This is a genomic window from Streptomyces zinciresistens K42, from assembly GCF_000225525.1.
Lineage (GTDB): Bacteria > Actinomycetota > Actinomycetes > Streptomycetales > Streptomycetaceae > Streptomyces > Streptomyces zinciresistens.
This window is the reverse complement of record NZ_AGBF01000155.1, coordinates 1-16,361: the sequence shown is the minus strand read 5'-3', so window position 1 is coordinate 16,361 and position 16,361 is coordinate 1. Positions and strand designations below refer to the sequence as shown.

General features: G+C 72.7%; 16 protein-coding genes. 13 read left to right on the top strand and 3 right to left on the bottom strand.

Features of this window, described 5'->3' with window-relative positions; all coding sequences use genetic code 11:
• The 9 genes from SZN_RS28255 to SZN_RS28215 form a co-directional block, all read left to right on the top strand.
• Nucleotides 1–642, top strand: a 642-nt coding sequence (locus SZN_RS28255; RefSeq protein ID WP_007501672.1) for a PucR family transcriptional regulator, incomplete at its 5' end; no start/stop codon positions are given.
• 152 nt (nucleotides 643–794) lie between these two features.
• Nucleotides 795–2,240 (top strand): aldehyde dehydrogenase family protein, encoded by a 1,446-nt coding sequence (locus SZN_RS28250; protein WP_007501669.1) that lies wholly within the window; start codon nucleotides 795–797, stop codon nucleotides 2,238–2,240.
• 191 nt (nucleotides 2,241–2,431) lie between these two features.
• Nucleotides 2,432–4,366 carry an acyl-CoA dehydrogenase family protein gene (locus SZN_RS28245; protein WP_043733601.1) on the top strand — a complete coding sequence of 645 codons (1,935 nt, stop codon included), beginning with the start codon at nucleotides 2,432–2,434 and terminating at the stop codon, nucleotides 4,364–4,366.
• Nucleotides 4,367–4,472: 106 nt separating this feature from the next.
• A complete protein-coding gene (gene dxr, locus SZN_RS28240) occupies nucleotides 4,473–5,750 on the top strand; it encodes a 1-deoxy-D-xylulose-5-phosphate reductoisomerase (protein WP_043733599.1) in 1,278 nt (425 codons plus the stop codon).
• A gap of 8 nt (nucleotides 5,751–5,758) precedes the next feature.
• The gene (locus SZN_RS28235) at nucleotides 5,759–7,051 is read left to right on the top strand and encodes a M50 family metallopeptidase (RefSeq protein ID WP_208865862.1); all 1,293 of its coding nucleotides are present in this window, start codon (nucleotides 5,759–5,761) and stop codon (nucleotides 7,049–7,051) included.
• A gap of 192 nt (nucleotides 7,052–7,243) precedes the next feature.
• A complete protein-coding gene (ispG, locus tag SZN_RS28230) occupies nucleotides 7,244–8,401 on the top strand; it encodes a flavodoxin-dependent (E)-4-hydroxy-3-methylbut-2-enyl-diphosphate synthase (RefSeq protein WP_007501661.1) in 1,158 nt (385 codons plus the stop codon).
• A 154-nt stretch (nucleotides 8,402–8,555) separates the two neighbouring features.
• The gene (locus tag SZN_RS28225; protein WP_007501658.1) at nucleotides 8,556–9,404 is read left to right on the top strand and encodes a GNAT family N-acetyltransferase; all 849 of its coding nucleotides are present in this window, start codon (nucleotides 8,556–8,558) and stop codon (nucleotides 9,402–9,404) included.
• Between the two features lie 63 nt (nucleotides 9,405–9,467).
• Complete coding sequence (locus tag SZN_RS28220; RefSeq protein WP_007501656.1) at nucleotides 9,468–10,034, top strand: GNAT family N-acetyltransferase; 567 nt, start codon at nucleotides 9,468–9,470, stop codon at nucleotides 10,032–10,034.
• A gap of 102 nt (nucleotides 10,035–10,136) precedes the next feature.
• On the top strand, nucleotides 10,137–11,840 hold the full coding sequence (locus SZN_RS28215; RefSeq protein WP_007501654.1) for a proline--tRNA ligase: 1,704 nt from the start codon (nucleotides 10,137–10,139) through the stop codon (nucleotides 11,838–11,840).
• A gap of 87 nt (nucleotides 11,841–11,927) precedes the next feature.
• On the opposite strand, the gene SZN_RS28210 is transcribed toward SZN_RS28215, so the two are convergent.
• The 3 genes from SZN_RS28210 to SZN_RS28200 are packed head-to-tail and all read right to left on the bottom strand — an operon-like array spanning nucleotide 11,928 to nucleotide 13,878.
• Nucleotides 11,928–12,827, bottom strand: a complete 900-nt coding sequence (locus SZN_RS28210; RefSeq protein WP_007501653.1) for an aminoglycoside phosphotransferase family protein — start codon at nucleotides 12,825–12,827, stop codon at nucleotides 11,928–11,930.
• Nucleotides 12,828–12,883: 56 nt separating this feature from the next.
• Nucleotides 12,884–13,318 (bottom strand): ferritin-like domain-containing protein, encoded by a 435-nt coding sequence (locus SZN_RS28205; protein ID WP_086021462.1) that lies wholly within the window; start codon nucleotides 13,316–13,318, stop codon nucleotides 12,884–12,886.
• Nucleotides 13,319–13,338: 20 nt separating this feature from the next.
• Nucleotides 13,339–13,878 carry a hypothetical protein gene (locus SZN_RS28200; protein WP_007501649.1) on the bottom strand — a complete coding sequence of 180 codons (540 nt, stop codon included), beginning with the start codon at nucleotides 13,876–13,878 and terminating at the stop codon, nucleotides 13,339–13,341.
• A 231-nt stretch (nucleotides 13,879–14,109) separates the two neighbouring features.
• On the opposite strand from SZN_RS28200, the gene rimP reads away from it, so the two are divergent.
• The 4 genes from rimP to SZN_RS28185 all read left to right on the top strand — a co-directional run.
• Nucleotides 14,110–14,607 (top strand): ribosome maturation factor RimP, encoded by a 498-nt coding sequence (gene rimP, locus SZN_RS28195; RefSeq protein WP_007501646.1) that lies wholly within the window; start codon nucleotides 14,110–14,112, stop codon nucleotides 14,605–14,607.
• A 2-nt stretch (nucleotides 14,608–14,609) separates the two neighbouring features.
• Nucleotides 14,610–15,596, top strand: coding sequence for a transcription termination factor NusA (gene nusA / locus SZN_RS28190; protein WP_007501643.1), 987 nt, complete (start codon nucleotides 14,610–14,612; stop codon nucleotides 15,594–15,596).
• Between the two features lie 102 nt (nucleotides 15,597–15,698).
• The gene (locus tag SZN_RS39115; RefSeq protein ID WP_078508983.1) at nucleotides 15,699–15,995 is read left to right on the top strand and encodes a YlxR family protein; all 297 of its coding nucleotides are present in this window, start codon (nucleotides 15,699–15,701) and stop codon (nucleotides 15,993–15,995) included.
• Between the two features lie 146 nt (nucleotides 15,996–16,141).
• Nucleotides 16,142–16,361: translation initiation factor IF-2 N-terminal domain-containing protein (locus SZN_RS28185; RefSeq protein WP_007501639.1), on the top strand; the 220-nt coding region annotated here is incomplete at its 3' end.

Sequence of the window (16,361 nt, the reverse complement as noted above, 5' to 3'; positions counted from 1 at the left end):
CCCCTGGACGTGCTCACCGAGGTGGTGGAGGCAGCGGCGGCACGGGCCGGCGAGGCCGTGCTCGTGGTGCCCGAGGGCGGCGGCGAGACGGCCCGCCTGGTGGTGCTCGCGGCGGACGGCGGCGCGGCGGTGTCGGCCTGCGCGCAGTACGCCACGTCCCGGGAGGCGGCACGTGAGGCGGCACGGGCGGGGGCCGTGTCCGACCAGCCGGGCGCCGCCGAACTCGTCGTGGGGCTGTCGGCGCCCGCGGGGACCGTCGCGGCGGCCGCCGCCTACAAGCAGGCCGAGCAGGCCCTGTCGGTGGCGCGGCGCCGCGGGCGGGTGTGCGTGGAGCACGAGCAGCTGGCCGCCGGATCGGTGCTGCCCCTGCTCGCGGACGACGCCGTGCGCGCCTTCGCCGACGGACTGCTGCGGGCGCTGCGCGAACACGACGCGACGGGACGCGGGGACCTGGTCGCCTCGCTGCGCGCGTGGCTGTCGCGGCACGGCCAGTGGGACGCGGCCGCCGCGGACCTGGGCGTGCACCGGCACACCCTGCGGTACCGGATGAGGCGGGTCGAGGAGATCCTCGGCCGGTCGCTGGACGACGCGGACGTGCGCATGGAGCTGTGGCTCGCCCTGAAGGCCACGTCGGGGGAGTAGCCGGGCGTCCGGACGGCGCAGGCGGGCTGCGCCGATCCGTCGAAGCGGCGGCCCGCACCACTACACCCCGGACAAACACCGCCGTGCCCCCGCCCCCCTACCGTGGACCTCGACACAGCAGACACCCCCAACGCGGAAGGGCCGGGACCGAGATGACTTCCACCCACGCCTTCTGGCTCGCCGGCCGCCAGGTCGGCGGCGAGGACAGCTTCGATGTGACCTCCCCGTGGGACGGGCGGACCGTCGGCACGGTGAGCGTGCCGAGCGACGCGCAGACCGAGGAGGCCGTGGCCGCCGCGTACGCGGTCCGCGACGCGTTCGCCGCGACGCCGGCCCACGTGCGCGCCGCCGCCCTCGACCACGTCAGCCGGCGGCTGGCCGAGCGCGCCGAGGAGATCGCCCGGCTGATCTCCGCCGAGAACGGCAAGCCGGTGAAGTGGGCGCGCGGCGAGGTCGGCCGAGCCGTCTCCGTCTTCCGCTTCGCCGCCGAGGAGGCCCGGCGCTTCAACGGCGGCGAGGCCCAGCGCCTCGACACCGACCCCGGCGGCCAGGGGCGGCTCGCCTTCACCCGCCGCTTCCCCAAGGGCGTCGTGCTCGGCATCGCGCCGTTCAACTTCCCGCTGAACCTGTGCGCCCACAAGGTCGCCCCGGCGATCGCGGCCGGCACGCCGATCATCCTGAAGCCCGCCCCGGCCACCCCGCTGTCCGCGCTGGTCCTCGGCGAACTGCTCGCCGAGACCGAGCTGCCGGCCGGCTCCTGGAGCATCCTGCCGGTGCCGAACGAGAAGATGCCCGCGCTGGTCCAGGACGAGCGCCTGCCGGTCATCTCCTTCACCGGCTCCGAGAAGGTCGGCTACGCGATCATGGACTCGGTGCCGCGCAAGCACTGCACGCTGGAACTCGGCGGCAACGGCGCGGCGGTCGTGCTGGCCGACTACGCCTCCGACGAGGACCTCGACCACGCGGCGGCCCGCATCGCGGCGTTCTCCAACTACCAGGGCGGCCAGTCCTGCATCTCCGTGCAGCGGGTCATCGCGGACGCCTCGGTGTACGACCGGCTGCTGCCGCGCGTCGTCGCCGCCGTCGAGGCCCAGGTCACCGGTGACCCGGGCGACGACGCCACCGACGTCGGCCCGCTGGTCAGCGAGGACGCGGCCAGGCGCGTGGAGTCCTGGGTCGAGGAGGCCGTGGCCGCCGGGGCGGCCCTGCTCACCGGCGGCAAGCGCGACGGAGCCTCCTACGCGCCGACCGTCCTCACCGACGTGCCGGCCGATGCCACCCTCGCCTGCGAGGAGGTCTTCGGACCGGTCCTCACCGTGCAGCGGGTGACCGGGGAGGCCGCCGCCTTCGCGGCCGTCAACGACTCCAAGTACGGCCTCCAGGCAGGGGTGTTCACCCACGACCTGCAGAGCGCCTTCCGTGCCCACCGGGCGCTGGAGGTCGGCGGCGTGGTCATCGGCGACGTCCCGTCCTACCGCGCCGACCAGATGCCGTACGGCGGCGTCAAGCAGTCCGGCGTCGGCCGCGAGGGCGTGCGGTTCGCGATGGACGACTACACCTACGAGCGGGTCATGGTCCTCACCGGCCTCGCGCTCTGAGCGACCCGCGATCCGCGGCCTGTGAGAACCGGTGGCCGGAGCCCGCTGTGCGGGGGCTCCGGCCACCGGCCTCTTCGGCCGTCCGGCAGCGCCCGGGGTGGTGGGGTCGCCCGTAATCGGGTACATACGATCGGGTAGCACCCGTCGGTAACACCCGGTCCCTGATCCCGATTCGCGGCGAGGTGAGCCTCATGTCCGCAGCACCCCCGAAACCCACCGTCACCGAACGTGAGGCACGTCAGGTGGCGGAGGAGGCCCGGCAGCAGGAGTGGCGCAAGCCCAGCTTCGCCAAGGAGCTGTTCCTCGGCCGCTTCCGCCTCGACCTGATCCATCCGCACCCGATGCCCACCGACGAGGCGTCCCGGCGGGGCGAGCGCTTCCTCGCCCAACTGCGCGACTTCTGCGAGACGAAGGTCGACGGCGCCCTCATCGAGCGCGAGGCCCGCATCCCCGACGAGGTGATCGCCGGACTCAAGGAGCTCGGCGCCCTCGGCATGAAGATCGACACCAGGTACGGCGGCCTCGGCCTCGGCCAGGTCTACTACAACAAGGCGCTCACCCTGGCCGGCTCGGCCTCCCCGGCGATCGGCGTCCTGCTCTCCGCCCATCAGTCGATCGGCGTACCGCAGCCGCTGAAACTGTTCGGCACCCCCGAGCAGAAGGAGCGGTTCCTGCCGCGCTGCGCCCGCACCGACATCAGCGCCTTCCTGCTGACCGAGCCCGACGTCGGCTCCGACCCGGCCCGCCTCGCCACCACCGCCGTACCGGACGGGGACGACTACGTCCTGGACGGCGTCAAGCTGTGGACCACCAACGGCGTCGTCGCCGACCTCCTCGTCGTCATGGCCCGGGTGCCGAAGTCCGAGGGCCACAAGGGCGGCATCACGGCCTTCGTCGTCGAGACCGGCTCGCCCGGCGTCACCGTCGAGAACCGCAACGCCTTCATGGGGCTGCGCGGCATCGAGAACGGCGTCACCCGCTTCCACCGGGTCCGCGTACCCGCCGCCAACCGCATCGGCCCCGAGGGCACCGGCCTGAAGATCGCGCTCACCACGCTGAACACCGGACGGCTCTCGCTGCCCGCCTCCTGCGTCGCCGCGGGCAAGTGGTGCCTGAAGATCGCCCGCGAGTGGTCGGCCGCGCGCGAGCAGTGGGGCAAGCCCCTCGCCCGGCACGAGGCGGTCGGCTCGAAGATCTCCTTCATCGCGGCGACCACCTTCGCCCTGGAGGCCGTCACCGACCTCGCCTCGCAGATGGCCGACGAGGACCGCAACGACATCCGCATCGAGGGCGCACTCGCCAAGCTGTACGCCTCCGAGATGGCCTGGCTCCTCGCCGACGAACTGGTCCAGATCCGCGGCGGCCGCGGCTTCGAGACCGCCGACTCCCTCCGGGCGCGCGGCGAACGCGGGGTGGCCGCCGAGCAGATCCTGCGCGACCTGCGGATCAACCGCATCTTCGAGGGCTCCACGGAGATCATGCACCTCCTGATCGCCCGCGAGGCCGTCGACGCCCACCTGAGCGTCGCCGGCGACCTCATCGACCCCGACTCGACCCTCCAGGACAAGGCGCGGGCGGGCGCGAACGCCGGCGCCTTCTACGCCAGGTGGCTGCCCAGACTGGTCGCCGGACAAGGACAACTGCCCTACTCCTTCGGCGAGTTCAAACAGGGCGTCGACCTCGCCACCCATCTGCGCTACGTCGAACGCACGTCCCGCAAGCTCGCCCGCTCCACCTTCTACGGCATGTCCCGCTGGCAGGGCCGCATGGAGACCAAGCAGGGCTTCCTCGGCCGGGTCGTGGACATCGGCGCCGAACTGTTCGCCATGAGCGCGGCCTGTGTCCGCGCCGAACACCTGCGCGCCCGCGGCGAACACGGCCGCGAGGCGTACCAGCTCGCCGACGCGTTCTGCCGGCAGTCCCGGCTGCGCGTCGAGGAACTGTTCGGCCGCCTGTGGTCCAACACCGACGACCTCGACCGCAAGGTGGTCAAGGGCGTGATGTCGGGCACGTACACCTGGCTGGAGCAGGGCATCGTCGACCCCTCCGACGACGGCGGCGTGTGGATCGCCGACGCCACGCCCGGCCCGAGCGAACGGGACAACTTGCACCGCCCGATCCGCTGACCCGGCGGTGAGGGGCCGCCGTCCGCGCCGGCCCCTCACCGTCCTGTCACCCGCCGGACGGGGACGCCCTGTCGGTCCCGCCGCTCCTTGACGCCACAATGGGGGGATGAGCGACAGTCCATCCCCCGCAGGGCGCGGGCCCCGCGCCCTCGCCGACCCTCATCTCGTCTACGACCCCGTGGCGGGCGACGGCCCCAAGGACGTGGTGATCCTCGGCTCCACCGGTTCCATCGGCACCCAGGCCGTCGACCTCGTGCTGCGCAACCCCGGCCGGTTCCGGGTCACCGCCCTGTCGGCCAACGGCGGCCGGGTCGGCCTCCTCGCGGAGCAGGCGCACCGGCTCGGGGCACGGACCGTCGCGGTCGCCCGCGAGGACGCCGTACCGGCCCTGCGGGAAGCCCTGCGGGCCCGGTACGGCACGGGGGAGCCGCTCCCCGGCATCCTGGCCGGCCCGGAGGCGGCCACCGAGGCCGCCGCCTCCGAGTGCCACACCGTCCTCAACGGCATCACCGGCTCCATCGGCCTCGCCCCCACGCTGGCCGCCCTGGAGGCGGGCCGCACCCTGGCCCTCGCCAACAAGGAGTCCCTCATCGTCGGCGGCCCCCTGGTCAGGGACCGCGCCGAGCCGGGGCAGATCATCCCCGTCGACTCCGAGCACGCCGCGCTGTTCCAGGCGCTGGCGTCCGGCTCGCGTGCCGATGTGCGCAAGCTGGTCGTCACCGCCTCCGGCGGCCCCTTCCGCGGCCGCACCAGGGCCGAACTCGCGCACGTGACGGTCGAGGACGCGCTCGCCCACCCGACCTGGGCCATGGGCCCGGTCATCACGATCAACTCCGCGACCCTGGTCAACAAGGGCCTGGAGGTGATCGAGGCCCACCTGCTCTACGACATTCCCTTCGACCGCATTGAGGTGGTCGTGCACCCCCAGTCGTATGTCCACTCGATGGTCGAGTTCACCGACGGATCCACGATCGCCCAGGCGACCCCGCCCGACATGCGCGGCCCGATCGCCATCGGGCTCGGCTGGCCCGAGCGCGTCCCCGACGCCGCTCCCGCCTTCGACTGGAGCAAGGCCGCGACATGGGAGTTCCACCCCCTCGACGAGGAGGCCTTCCCCTCGGTCGGCCTGGCCCGGCACGTGGGTGAACTCGCGGGCACCGCGCCCGCGGTGTTCAATGCCGCCAACGAGGAGTGCGTGGAGGCGTTCCGCTCCGGCGCGCTGCCGTTCAACGGGATCATGGAGACCGTGACCCGGGTGGTGCAGGAGCACGGAAATCCGGACTCGGGAACTTCGCTGACCGTCGCGGACGTCCTCGAAGCGGAGACCTGGGCCCGCAGCCGGGCCCGGGAACTGACGGCACACACGGCGGAGGCCCGTGCATGACGACCCTGATGTTCATCCTCGGCATAGTGCTCTTCGCGGTGGGGCTGCTCGCCTCGATCGCCTGGCACGAGCTGGGCCACCTGTCCACGGCCAAGCTGTTCGGCATCCGGGTGCCGCAGTACATGGTCGGCTTCGGCCCCACCATCTGGTCGCGGAACAAGGGCGAGACCGAGTACGGCATCAAGGCCGTCCCGTTCGGCGGCTACATCCGCATGATCGGCATGTTCCCGCCCGGCCCGGACGGCAGGCTGGAGGCCCGCTCCACCTCGCCCTGGCGCGGCATGATCGAGGACGCCCGCGCCCAGTCCTTCGAGGAGCTGCACCCCGGCGACGAGACGCGCCTCTTCTACACGCGCAAGCCCTGGAAGCGCGTGATCGTGATGTTCGCGGGCCCGTTCATGAACCTGATCCTCGCGGCCGTGCTGTTCCTCACCGTGCTGATGGGCTTCGGCATCCAGCAGCAGACCACCACCGTCAGCTCGGTCTCCCCGTGCGTCATCGCCCAGACCGAGAACCGCGACACCTGCAAGGCGTCCGACCCCGAGTCCCCGGCCGCGGCCGCGGGCATGAAGGCCGGCGACAAGATCGTCTCCTTCGGCGGGGTGCGCACCCAGGAGTGGGACACCCTCTCCGACCTGATCCGCGACAGCGCGGGCAAGCAGGTGCCGATCGTCGTCGAGCGCGACGGCAAGGAGGTCACCCTCCAGGCGCAGATCGCCACCAACCGCGTGGTGAAGAAGGACGCGGCCGGTTCCTACGTCCAGGGCCAGTACGTCAAGGCCGGCTTCCTCGGCTTCAGCGCCGCGACCGGCGTCGTGAAACAGGACCTCGGCGAGTCCGTCACCTGGATGGGCGACCGCGTCGGCGACGCCGTGGACTCCCTCATCGCACTGCCCAGCAAGGTCCCCGCCCTCTGGGACGCCGCCTTCGGCGACGGCGAGCGCCAGCCGGACTCCCCGATGGGCATCGTCGGAGCGGCCCGGGTCAGCGGTGAGATCGCCACCCTGGACATCCCGCCCTCGCAGCAGCTGGCCACGTTCGTCTTCCTGCTGGCCGGCTTCAACCTCTCCCTGTTCCTGTTCAACATGCTCCCGCTGCTGCCCCTCGACGGCGGCCACATCGCGGGCGCCCTGTGGGAGTCGCTGCGCCGCTTCACGGCCCGGGTGCTGCGCCGCCCGGACCCCGGCCCGTTCGACGTGGCGAAGCTGATGCCGGTGGCCTACGTGGTCGCGGGCATCTTCATCTGCTTCACCCTGCTGGTGTTGGTGGCGGACGTCGTCAACCCCGTCAGAATCTCCTAGGGCGGGTTTCGAAAGTCCCGCCTGCCCGGCGTTCACGGCGGCCCGGGATCATATGTCCCGGGCCGCCTTCCAATGAGTGGGTTTACGGGGCGTGATGTGCTGGGGTGAGCGCCGGTGCCGTAATCTCGAAGCTCGGGGCCCGCTTCGCCGGCGGGGCCGGACCTTGATCCACGACTTGGGGTTGCACAGCAGATGACTGCGATTTCTCTCGGCATGCCGTCCGTTCCGACCAAGCTCGCCGAGCGCCGCAAGAGCCGTCAGATCCAGGTCGGAACGGTGGCGGTCGGCGGAGACGCGCCGGTCTCGGTGCAGTCGATGACCACGACGCGTACGTCGGACATCGGCGCCACGCTCCAGCAGATCGCCGAGCTCACCGCCTCCGGCTGCCAGATCGTGCGGGTCGCGTGCCCGACGCAGGACGACGCGGACGCGCTGTCGACGATCGCCCGCAAGTCCCAGCTCCCGGTGATCGCCGACATCCACTTCCAGCCGAAGTACGTGTTCGCGGCGATCGAGGCGGGCTGCGCCGCGGTCCGGGTCAACCCGGGCAACATCAAGCAGTTCGACGACAAGGTCAAGGAGATCGCGCGGGCCGCCAAGGACCACGGCACCCCGATCCGCATCGGGGTGAACGCGGGGTCGCTGGACCGCCGGCTGCTCCAGAAGTACGGCAAGGCCACGCCCGAGGCGCTCGTGGAGTCGGCCCTGTGGGAGGCGTCCCTCTTCGAGGAGCACGACTTCCGCGACATCAAGATCTCCGTCAAGCACAACGACCCCGTCGTCATGGTCCGCGCCTACCAGCTGCTGGCCGAGCAGTGCGACTACCCCCTCCACCTCGGCGTCACCGAGGCCGGCCCGGCGTTCCAGGGCACCATCAAGAGCGCGGTCGCCTTCGGCGCCCTCCTCTCCCAGGGCATCGGCGACACCATCCGCGTCTCGCTGTCCGCGCCGCCCGTGGAGGAGGTCAAGGTCGGCAACCAGATCCTGGAGTCGCTGAACCTCAGGCAGCGCGGCCTGGAGATCGTCTCCTGCCCGTCCTGCGGGCGCGCCCAGGTCGACGTCTACAAGCTGGCCGAGGAGGTCACCGCCGGCCTGACGGGCATGGAGGTCCCCCTCCGCGTCGCCGTCATGGGCTGTGTCGTCAACGGCCCCGGCGAGGCACGGGAGGCCGACCTCGGTGTCGCCTCCGGCAACGGCAAGGGGCAGATCTTCGTCAAGGGCGAGGTCATCAAGACCGTCCCCGAGTCGAAGATCGTCGAGACCCTCATCGAAGAGGCCATGAAGATCGCCGAGCAGATGGAGGCGGACGGCGTGACGAGCGGCGAGCCGTCGGTCTCGGTCGCGGGCTGAACTCCCGCCCGGCGGGCCCCTCCCGCCGGGCCGTCCGGCACCGAACCGGCCCCGGACACCGGGCGCACGGGCGGCCCCGCCCACGGGGCGGCACCGCCCGGCTTCCGCGGGTACAGTGCGGGGACCAGCAGAACCCCAGCGTGAGGCCCCGCACGTGTTGACCCAGACCACCTCACGGGTGCTCGAACCGAGTGACCTGGACTCCGCGCTCGCCGTCCTCGACAGCGAGCCGGTCGTGAACGCCTTCGTGACCTCGCGCGTCCAGGTGGCCGGCCTCGACCCCTGGCGCCTCGGCGGCGAGATGTGGGGCTGGTACGAGGGCGGCATGCTGACCTCCCTGTGCTACGCGGGCGCCAACCTCGTCCCGATCTGCGCCACCCCCCGCGCGATCCGCGCCTTCGCCGACCGCGCCCGCCGGGCCGGCCGCCGCTGCTCCTCGATCGTCGGCCCCGCCGAGCCCACCGCCCAGCTGTGGCGCCTGCTGGAGCCCGCCTGGGGCCCGGCCCGTGAGATCAGGGCCCACCAGCCCCTCATGGTCACCGACCGTATGCCGGCCGGGATCACCCCCGACCCCTACGTCCGCCGCATCCGCAAGGACGAGATGGAAACGATCATGCCGGCGTGCGTGGCGATGTTCACCGAGGAGGTCGGCGTCTCACCCATGGCCGGCGACGGCGGACTCCTCTACCAGGCCCGGGTCGCCGAACTCGTCGGCTCCGGCCGCTCGTTCGCCCGGCTCGACGAGCACGGCAAGGTCGCCTTCAAGGCGGAGATCGGCGCCGCCACCGGCCGCGCCTGCCAGATCCAGGGCGTCTGGGTCGCGCCCGAACACCGCGGCAAGGGCCTCGCCGCCCCCGGCATGGCGGCGGTCCTGCGCTACGCGCTCGCCGACGTGGCCCCCGTCGTCAGCCTCTACGTCAACGACTTCAACACGGCGGCGCGCAGGACGTACACCCGCGCCGGATTCCAGGAGGTCGGCGCGTTCATGAGTGTCCTGTTCTGAGCCCCGCCGCCGCCCGCCACCACACCCGGAACGCGCCCCGGACACCCCTGTAGGCTCCCCGGCATGCGACTTCCCGGTCACGCGCACCGCCGCCACCCCGACGACATCGTGATCGGTCCGCTGGATCTCTCCGCCCGGGTCGACGAGGCCCTCGCCGTCCAGGCCGTCGCCTTCGGACTCGGCCCCGACGAGGTGGCCGTACGCCGCCAGATCGTCCTGCGCCACATGACCTACCCCGGCGCCCGCGCCCTCGGCGCCACCGCGGCGGGCCGGCTGGTCGGCTTCGTCTACGGCATGCCCAACGACCGCGCCCACTGGTGGTCCACCGTCGTGGAGCCCTATCTGCGGGCGCGGGGCCACGACGACTGGCTGGACGGCTCCTTCGTCATCACCGAACTCCACGTCCACCCCCGCTACCAGCACCGCGGCGCCGGACGCTCCCTGATCACCACCCTCACCGACGGCGCCGCCGAGACCCGCAGCATCCTCTCGGCCATCGACGTCGAGAGCCCGGCCCGCGGCCTGTACCGCTCCCTGGGCTACGAGGACCTCGCCCGCCAGGTCCTCTTCCCCAGCGCCCCGAAGCCGTACGCCGTGATGGGCGCCCCGCTGCCGCTGCGCCGCCGTTAACCGATTTCCACCGTCCCGTACCACCCGGCTAACCTCCTGACATAACCTCCCCCGTTCCCGGCCGCCGGGCGGGGCTCCCCGTCCAGCAGGAGTACGAGAACGATGGCGAACGCACCGGTCCAGCGCATGTCCCAGTTGATGGCGAAGACGCTGCGCGACGACCCGGCGGACGCCGAGGTCCTCAGCCACAAGCTGCTCGTCCGCGCCGGCTACGTCCGCCGCACGGCGGCCGGCATCTGGTCCTGGCTGCCCCTCGGCAAGCGGGTCCTCGCCAACGTGGAGCGCGTCGTCCGCGAGGAGATGGACGCCATCGGCGCCCAGGAGGTGCTGCTCCCCGCCCTGCTGCCCCGCGAGCCCTACGACGCGACGGGCCGCTGGGACGAGTACGGCCAGGAGCTGTTCCGCCTCCAGGACCGCAAGGGCGGCGACTACCTCCTCGGCCCGACCCACGAGGAGATCTTCACGCTGCTGGTGAAGGACCAGGCGTCCTCCTACAAGGACCTGCCGGTCATCCTCTACCAGATCCAGCACAAGTACCGCGACGAGGCCCGTCCGCGGGCCGGCATCCTGCGCGGCCGCGAGTTCCTGATGAAGGACTCGTACTCCTTCGACACCGAGGACGAGGGCCTGGCCCGGTCCTACGCCCTGCACCGCCTGGCCTACCAGCGCGTCTTCGAGCGCCTGGGCCTCGACTACCGCATCTGCGCGGCGACCGCGGGCGCGATGGGCGGCTCGAAGTCGGAGGAGTTCCTCGCCCCGGCCGAGGCCGGCGAGGACACCTTCGCCGACTGCCCGAACTGCGACTTCGCGGCCAACACCGAGGCGATCACCTACGCGCTCCAGCCGGTCGACGCCACGGGCGCCCCCGCCCTGGAGGAGATCCCGACCCCGGACACCCCCACCATCGAGACCCTCGCCGCCCACCTCGGCGTCCAGGCCGCCGAGACCCTGAAGAACCTGCTGGTCAAGGTCGACGGCGAGATCGTCGCCGTGGGCGTCCCCGGCGACCGCGAGGTCGACATCGCCAAGGTGGAGGCGCACTTCGCCCCGGCCGTCGTCGAGATGGTCACCGAGGCGGACTTCGCGGGCCGCCCGGACCTGGTCCGCGGCTACGTCGGCCCGCAGGGCCTCGGCGAGAAGGTCCGCTACCTCGCCGACCCGCGCGTGGCCCCCGGCACCTCCTGGATCACCGGCGCCAACAAGGAGGGCACGCACGCGAGGAACGTCGTCGCGGGCCGCGACTTCGAGGTCGACGCCTACGTCGACGTCGTCGTCGTGCAGGAGGGCGACCCCTGCCCGAAGTGCGGCACGGGCCTCAAGCTGGACCGCGCCATCGAGATCGGCCACATCTTCCAGCTGGGCCGCAAGTACGCCGACGCCCTCAAGCTCGACGTCCTCGGCCAGCACGGCAAGCCGGTCCGGGTGACCATGGGCTCCTACGGCATCGGCGTCTCGCGCGCCGTCGCGGCCCTCGCCGAGCAGACCGCCGACGACAAGGGCCTGTGCTGGCCCGCCGAGGTCGCCCCGGCCGACATCCACGTCGTCGCCGCCGGCAAGGCCCTGCAGACCGAACTCGCCCTCGACGTCTCCGAGAAGCTGTCCGCGGCCGGCCTGCGCGTCCTGTGCGACGACCGCGCCGGAGTCTCGCCCGGCGTGAAGTTCACCGACTCCGAGCTGATCGGCGTGCCGCACATCCTGGTGGCCGGCCGCCGCGCCGCCGAGGGTGTCGTCGAGCTCAAGGACCGCAGGACCGGTGAGCGCGAGGAGCTGACGGTCGACGAGGCGATCGCCCGCCTGACCGCCTGACCGCCCGGGAGCCGCACCGCCCCGGGCCGTCCCCGGCCGCCGGTCCGGGCGGCCGGGGACGGCCCCGCGCGCGCGGGGTGGCGCGGGCTACAGCCAGCCGGCGAACTCCAGGAGCAGTTCGGCGTCCCTGGGCCGTCCCACGCGCAGCGCGCGCACACCGGACTCCACCGCCCGGAACAGCGTCCAGCCGCGCAGCCGCTCCTGGTCGACCTCCAGCGACTCCGCGAGCCGCTTCACGCGCCGCCGCGTCGTCGCCGCCCCGGACGGCGAGGCGATCAGGTCCTCCACCCGGTCCCGCACCAGCCGCGCCAGATCGAACGCGCACTCGCCGACCACCGGGTCCGGCCCCACCGCCAGCCACGGCATCCGCTCCCCGGCCAGCACCTTGCTCTGCCGGAACGTCCCGTGCAGCAACCGCCGTTCGGGCGGCGCGCCCAGCAGGTCCTCCCGCGCGGCGAGCGCCGCGTCGACCAGCGCCGCCACGTCCGGTTCCCCGGCCGCCGCCGCCCGCATCGCCCCGGCCTGCCGGCCGGTGCGCTCCGCCACCGTCTCGAAGACGGCGCCGGGGGGCGGCTCCACCCACAGCCGCCGCAGCGTCCCCGCCGCCTCCAGCAGCGCCTTCGGCTCCGGCAGCGACCGCACCGACAGATCCGGGCGCAGCCGCTCCAGCAGCAGCACCCCCTCGGTCACCGGCGGCTCGACCGACTGGACGGCGCCCACGCCGCCCCAGTGCGCGAGCGCGGCCCGCTCGCTCTCCGGACGGGCCCGGGGCGGCGCCAGCTTGAGCACGGCGGGAGCGTCGCCGGGACGGCGCACGAGCACCACCAGGCTGCTCCGGCCACCGGGCAGCTGCACCCGCTCCACCGTCAACTCGCGTAGTGCGACGGCCCGTTGAGCCGCCTCCGGCAGCTCCTCCAACCAGTCGTCACCGTCCGGTGCCGTCTCACCGAGCGCCCTGACCAGACGCTGCGGCGGTGCGAAAGCCATGCGCGAGCCGTTCCCTTCCCGTACCTGCCCCGCCCGTACGTGTCCTCAGGGCCGCGTCACGCGGTCGGCGCCGCCGACGCCGTCCCCGCCCGCTCGGCGAGCCCGGGGAAGGCTACGCCCTCGCCGCGCCAGCGCACCGCGCGCACCGCGGCCTCGCGCAGCGCCTCGGCGGCCGTGCCCCGCAGCTCACCCTCTGCTGCCCGCACCAGGTCGGAGTACACCCCGGCCACCCGGTCCTCCAGCTCGGCGGCGAGCCGTACGGCCGCCTCCGGGTCCGCGACCGGGAAGGGCAGCGCGTACGCGGCGCTCGCGGCGACCGGCTCGCCCTTCAGGTCGCGCACGGCACGCGCCAGCGCGTCCCGTCGCGCCCGGTGCGCCTCGTACGCCGAGCGTGCCGCGGAGCGCCGGTCCGCGCCGATCCGCCCGCCGACGACGCCGTACCCGTACACCGCCGCGTGCTCGGCGGCCAGCGCCGCCTGGAGCGCCGCCATCCTCGCCTTTTCCGCCTCGCTCACCTGGCTCCCTCCGTCAGCAGGAACGCGTGCGCCGCACCGGCCGCCGCCACGGAGGCCAGCAGCCGCGCCAGTTCACCCGGGACCCCCAGCAGCGCCGCGGCCCGGCGGTCCGCCAGCCCGCGCTCGGCGGCGGCCAGCGCGGACAGGGCGTCCCGCTCGCTCCCGGGCACCGCGGGGGAGGAGACCCCAGCGGACGCGGTGGGCCCGGCCGCCGGGGAGGAGCTGCCCGAGGGCTTCGGGGTGCCCGCGCCGAACGCCTGCGCGTGCCGCAGCGCCACCGCCCGCAGCGGACCGACGGACTCCGCCAGCACCGGATACGCGGTGAGCACCGCGTCGTAGCGGGCCACCAGGTCCTCGCTGTCGCGGGCCGCACGCGCGCGTGCCCGCTCGGCGAGCGAGGGGCTGCCGCTCGTGCCGCCGTCCGGATCGTCGGGCCCGGAGCTGCAGCCCGCCAGCAGCGCGGCACCCGCGGCCGAGGCGAGCAGGGTTCTTCTGCGCGGGCCCGAGGGGGCGCGCGGCGGCAGGGAGTACGGCACGGCAGACGTCCTCGGGGGCTCGTACGAAAGGAGGTGCGACGGCGGTTGCGACAGCGGTTTCGGGGCAGGCGGGCCGCAGGCCCGTGATCACCGTACCCGCGCCGGCGGACCCCGCCACTCATCGGCACCGGTCACGCACAGGTGGACGGCAACACACCCCGCGACCGGATACCCTTTGACCAGACACGCGACCCATCCCACAACAGCACACGCGGCCGAGGAGTCACCCGGATGAGCACCACCCAGAGCGAGAGGCTGCGAGAACTCCTGGAGCCCCTCGTCAGCTCCCAGGGGCTGGATCTCGAAGAGATCGAAGTGGACTCGGTCGGACGCAAGCGGGTGCTGCGGGTGGTCGTCGACTCCGACACCGGAGCCGACCTCGACCAGATCGCCGATGTGAGCCGCGGGCTCTCGGCGAAGCTCGACGAGACCGACGCGATGGGCGAGGGCGAGTACACCCTCGAGGTCGGCACCCCGGGCGCGGAGCGCCTTCTGACGGAGCACCGCCACTATGTGCGCGCCGTCGGCCGCCTGGTGAGGTTCCAGCTCGCCGAGGGCGGCGAACTGGTGGCGCGCATCGTCGAGGCGGACGAGGACGGTCTCGCCCTCGAAGTGCCCGGGGTCAAGGGCCGCAAGGCCACCGTCCGCAGGCTCGCCTTCCCTGAGATCGACAGGGCGCGCGTGCAGGTCGAGTTCAACCGCAAGGACAAGAAGGAAGAGGAGGCGTAGCCGTGGACATCGACATGAGTGCCCTGCGGGGCTTGGTTCGGGAGAAGGAGATCTCCTTCTCCCTGCTGGTCGAGGCGATCGAGTCGGCCCTCCTCATCGCCTACCACCGCACCGAGGGAAGCCGCCGACACGCGCGCGTGGAGCTCGACCGGGAGACCGGGCACGTGACCGTGTGGGCGAAGGAGGACCCCGAGGACCTCGACGAGGGCCAGGAGGCCCGCGAGTTCGACGACACCCCGTCCGGCTTCGGCCGCATCGCCGCCACCACCGCCAAGCAGGTCATCCTGCAGCGGCTGCGCGACGCCGAGGACGACGCGACGCTCGGCGAGTACGCCGGCCGTGAGGGCGACATCGTCACCGGCGTGGTCCAGCAGGGCCGCGACCCGAAGAACGTCCTCGTGGACATCGGCAAGCTGGAGGCCATCCTCCCGGTGCAGGAGCAGGTCCCGGGGGAGACGTATCCGCACGGCATGCGGCTGCGCTCGTACGTCGTCCGGGTGGCCAAGGGTGTGCGCGGTCCGTCGGTCACCCTCTCGCGCACCCATCCGAGCCTGGTGAAGAAGCTCTTCGCCCTGGAGGTGCCGGAGATCGCCGACGGGTCCGTCGAGATCGCCGCCATCGCGCGTGAGGCCGGTCACCGTACGAAGATCGCCGTGCGCTCCACCCGCAGCGGCCTGAACGCCAAGGGCGCGTGCATCGGCCCGATGGGCGGCCGGGTGCGCAACGTGATGGGCGAGCTGAACGGCGAGAAGATCGACATCGTCGACTGGTCGGACGACCCGGCGGAGATGGTGGCGAACGCCCTGTCGCCCGCCCGGGTCTCCCGGGTGGACGTCGTGGACATGGCCGCGCGGTCCGCGCGCGTGACCGTGCCCGACTACCAGCTCTCCCTGGCGATCGGCAAGGAAGGGCAGAACGCCCGGCTCGCGGCCCGCCTCACCGGCTGGCGGATCGACATCCGGGCCGACACCGAGCAGGCCGGGGAATAGATCCGGGCCTCGCGCCGCTCAGATCACGTCAGGTTGCCCCGCGGCAACTGTTCGCATCATGCCCCGAAGGGGTGGGGTCGGTACGGGGAGGTAGACTTAACGGTGTCTGGCCGGACACACGCCCGCGCCTGCCCTGAACGCACCTGTGTGGGGTGCCGGGAACGAGCGGCCAAGACGGATCTGCTGCGGACCGTGGCGATCGGGGACGAGTGCGTCCCTGATCCTCGCGGTACGCTGCCCGGCCGGGGTGCGTACGTACACCCCGCCCTGGTCTGTCTCGACCAGGCGGTACGCCGCCGGGCGTTCACGCGGGCGTTGCGCGCCCCGGGAGCGCTCGACACAAAGGCGTTGCGCCGGTACGTCGAGCGGACAACAGTTGCCGAGCAGGCAGCACCGTAAGAAGCGTCGCGCGGATCCCCGTGCGGCCCTGGTACCTCGCGAGTCGGAAGTAGGTCGAGATTGCGATGAGCACTCGATGAGTACGCGATGAGTACGCCCATGAAGTAGCGACGGTCCGGCCGCAACCCGGACCTAAAAGGAGCGAAGTGGCTAAGGTCCGGGTATACGAACTCGCCAAGGAGTTCGGCGTCGAGAGCAAGGTCGTCATGGCCAAGCTCCAAGAACTCGGTGAATTCGTCCGTTCGGCGTCTTCGACCATCGAAGCGCCCGTAGTCCGCAAACTGACGGACGCCCTCCAGCAGGGCAACGGCGGCAGGTCCGCCTCCGCCCGCAAGGCTGCCCCGGCGAAGCCGGCAGCCCCCTCCC

What these genes read in the sequence shown, in the direction of transcription:
- SZN_RS28250 (WP_007501669.1), top strand. Translation starts at nt 795, where the DNA reads ATGACTTCCACCCACGCCTTCTGGCTCGCCGGCCGCCAGGTCGGCGGC.
- SZN_RS28245 (WP_043733601.1), top strand. Translation starts at nt 2,432, where the DNA reads ATGTCCGCAGCACCCCCGAAACCCACCGTCACCGAACGTGAGGCACGT.
- dxr (WP_043733599.1), top strand. Translation starts at nt 4,473, where the DNA reads ATGAGCGACAGTCCATCCCCCGCAGGGCGCGGGCCCCGCGCCCTCGCC.
- SZN_RS28235 (WP_208865862.1), top strand. Translation starts at nt 5,759, where the DNA reads ATGTTCATCCTCGGCATAGTGCTCTTCGCGGTGGGGCTGCTCGCCTCG.
- ispG (WP_007501661.1), top strand. Translation starts at nt 7,244, where the DNA reads ATGACTGCGATTTCTCTCGGCATGCCGTCCGTTCCGACCAAGCTCGCC.
- SZN_RS28220 (WP_007501656.1), top strand. Translation starts at nt 9,468, where the DNA reads ATGCGACTTCCCGGTCACGCGCACCGCCGCCACCCCGACGACATCGTG.
- SZN_RS28215 (WP_007501654.1), top strand. Translation starts at nt 10,137, where the DNA reads ATGGCGAACGCACCGGTCCAGCGCATGTCCCAGTTGATGGCGAAGACG.
- SZN_RS28210 (WP_007501653.1), bottom strand. Translation starts at nt 12,827, where the DNA reads ATGGCTTTCGCACCGCCGCAGCGTCTGGTCAGGGCGCTCGGTGAGACG.
- SZN_RS28205 (WP_086021462.1), bottom strand. Translation starts at nt 13,318, where the DNA reads ATGGCGGCGCTCCAGGCGGCGCTGGCCGCCGAGCACGCGGCGGTGTAC.
- rimP (WP_007501646.1), top strand. Translation starts at nt 14,110, where the DNA reads ATGAGCACCACCCAGAGCGAGAGGCTGCGAGAACTCCTGGAGCCCCTC.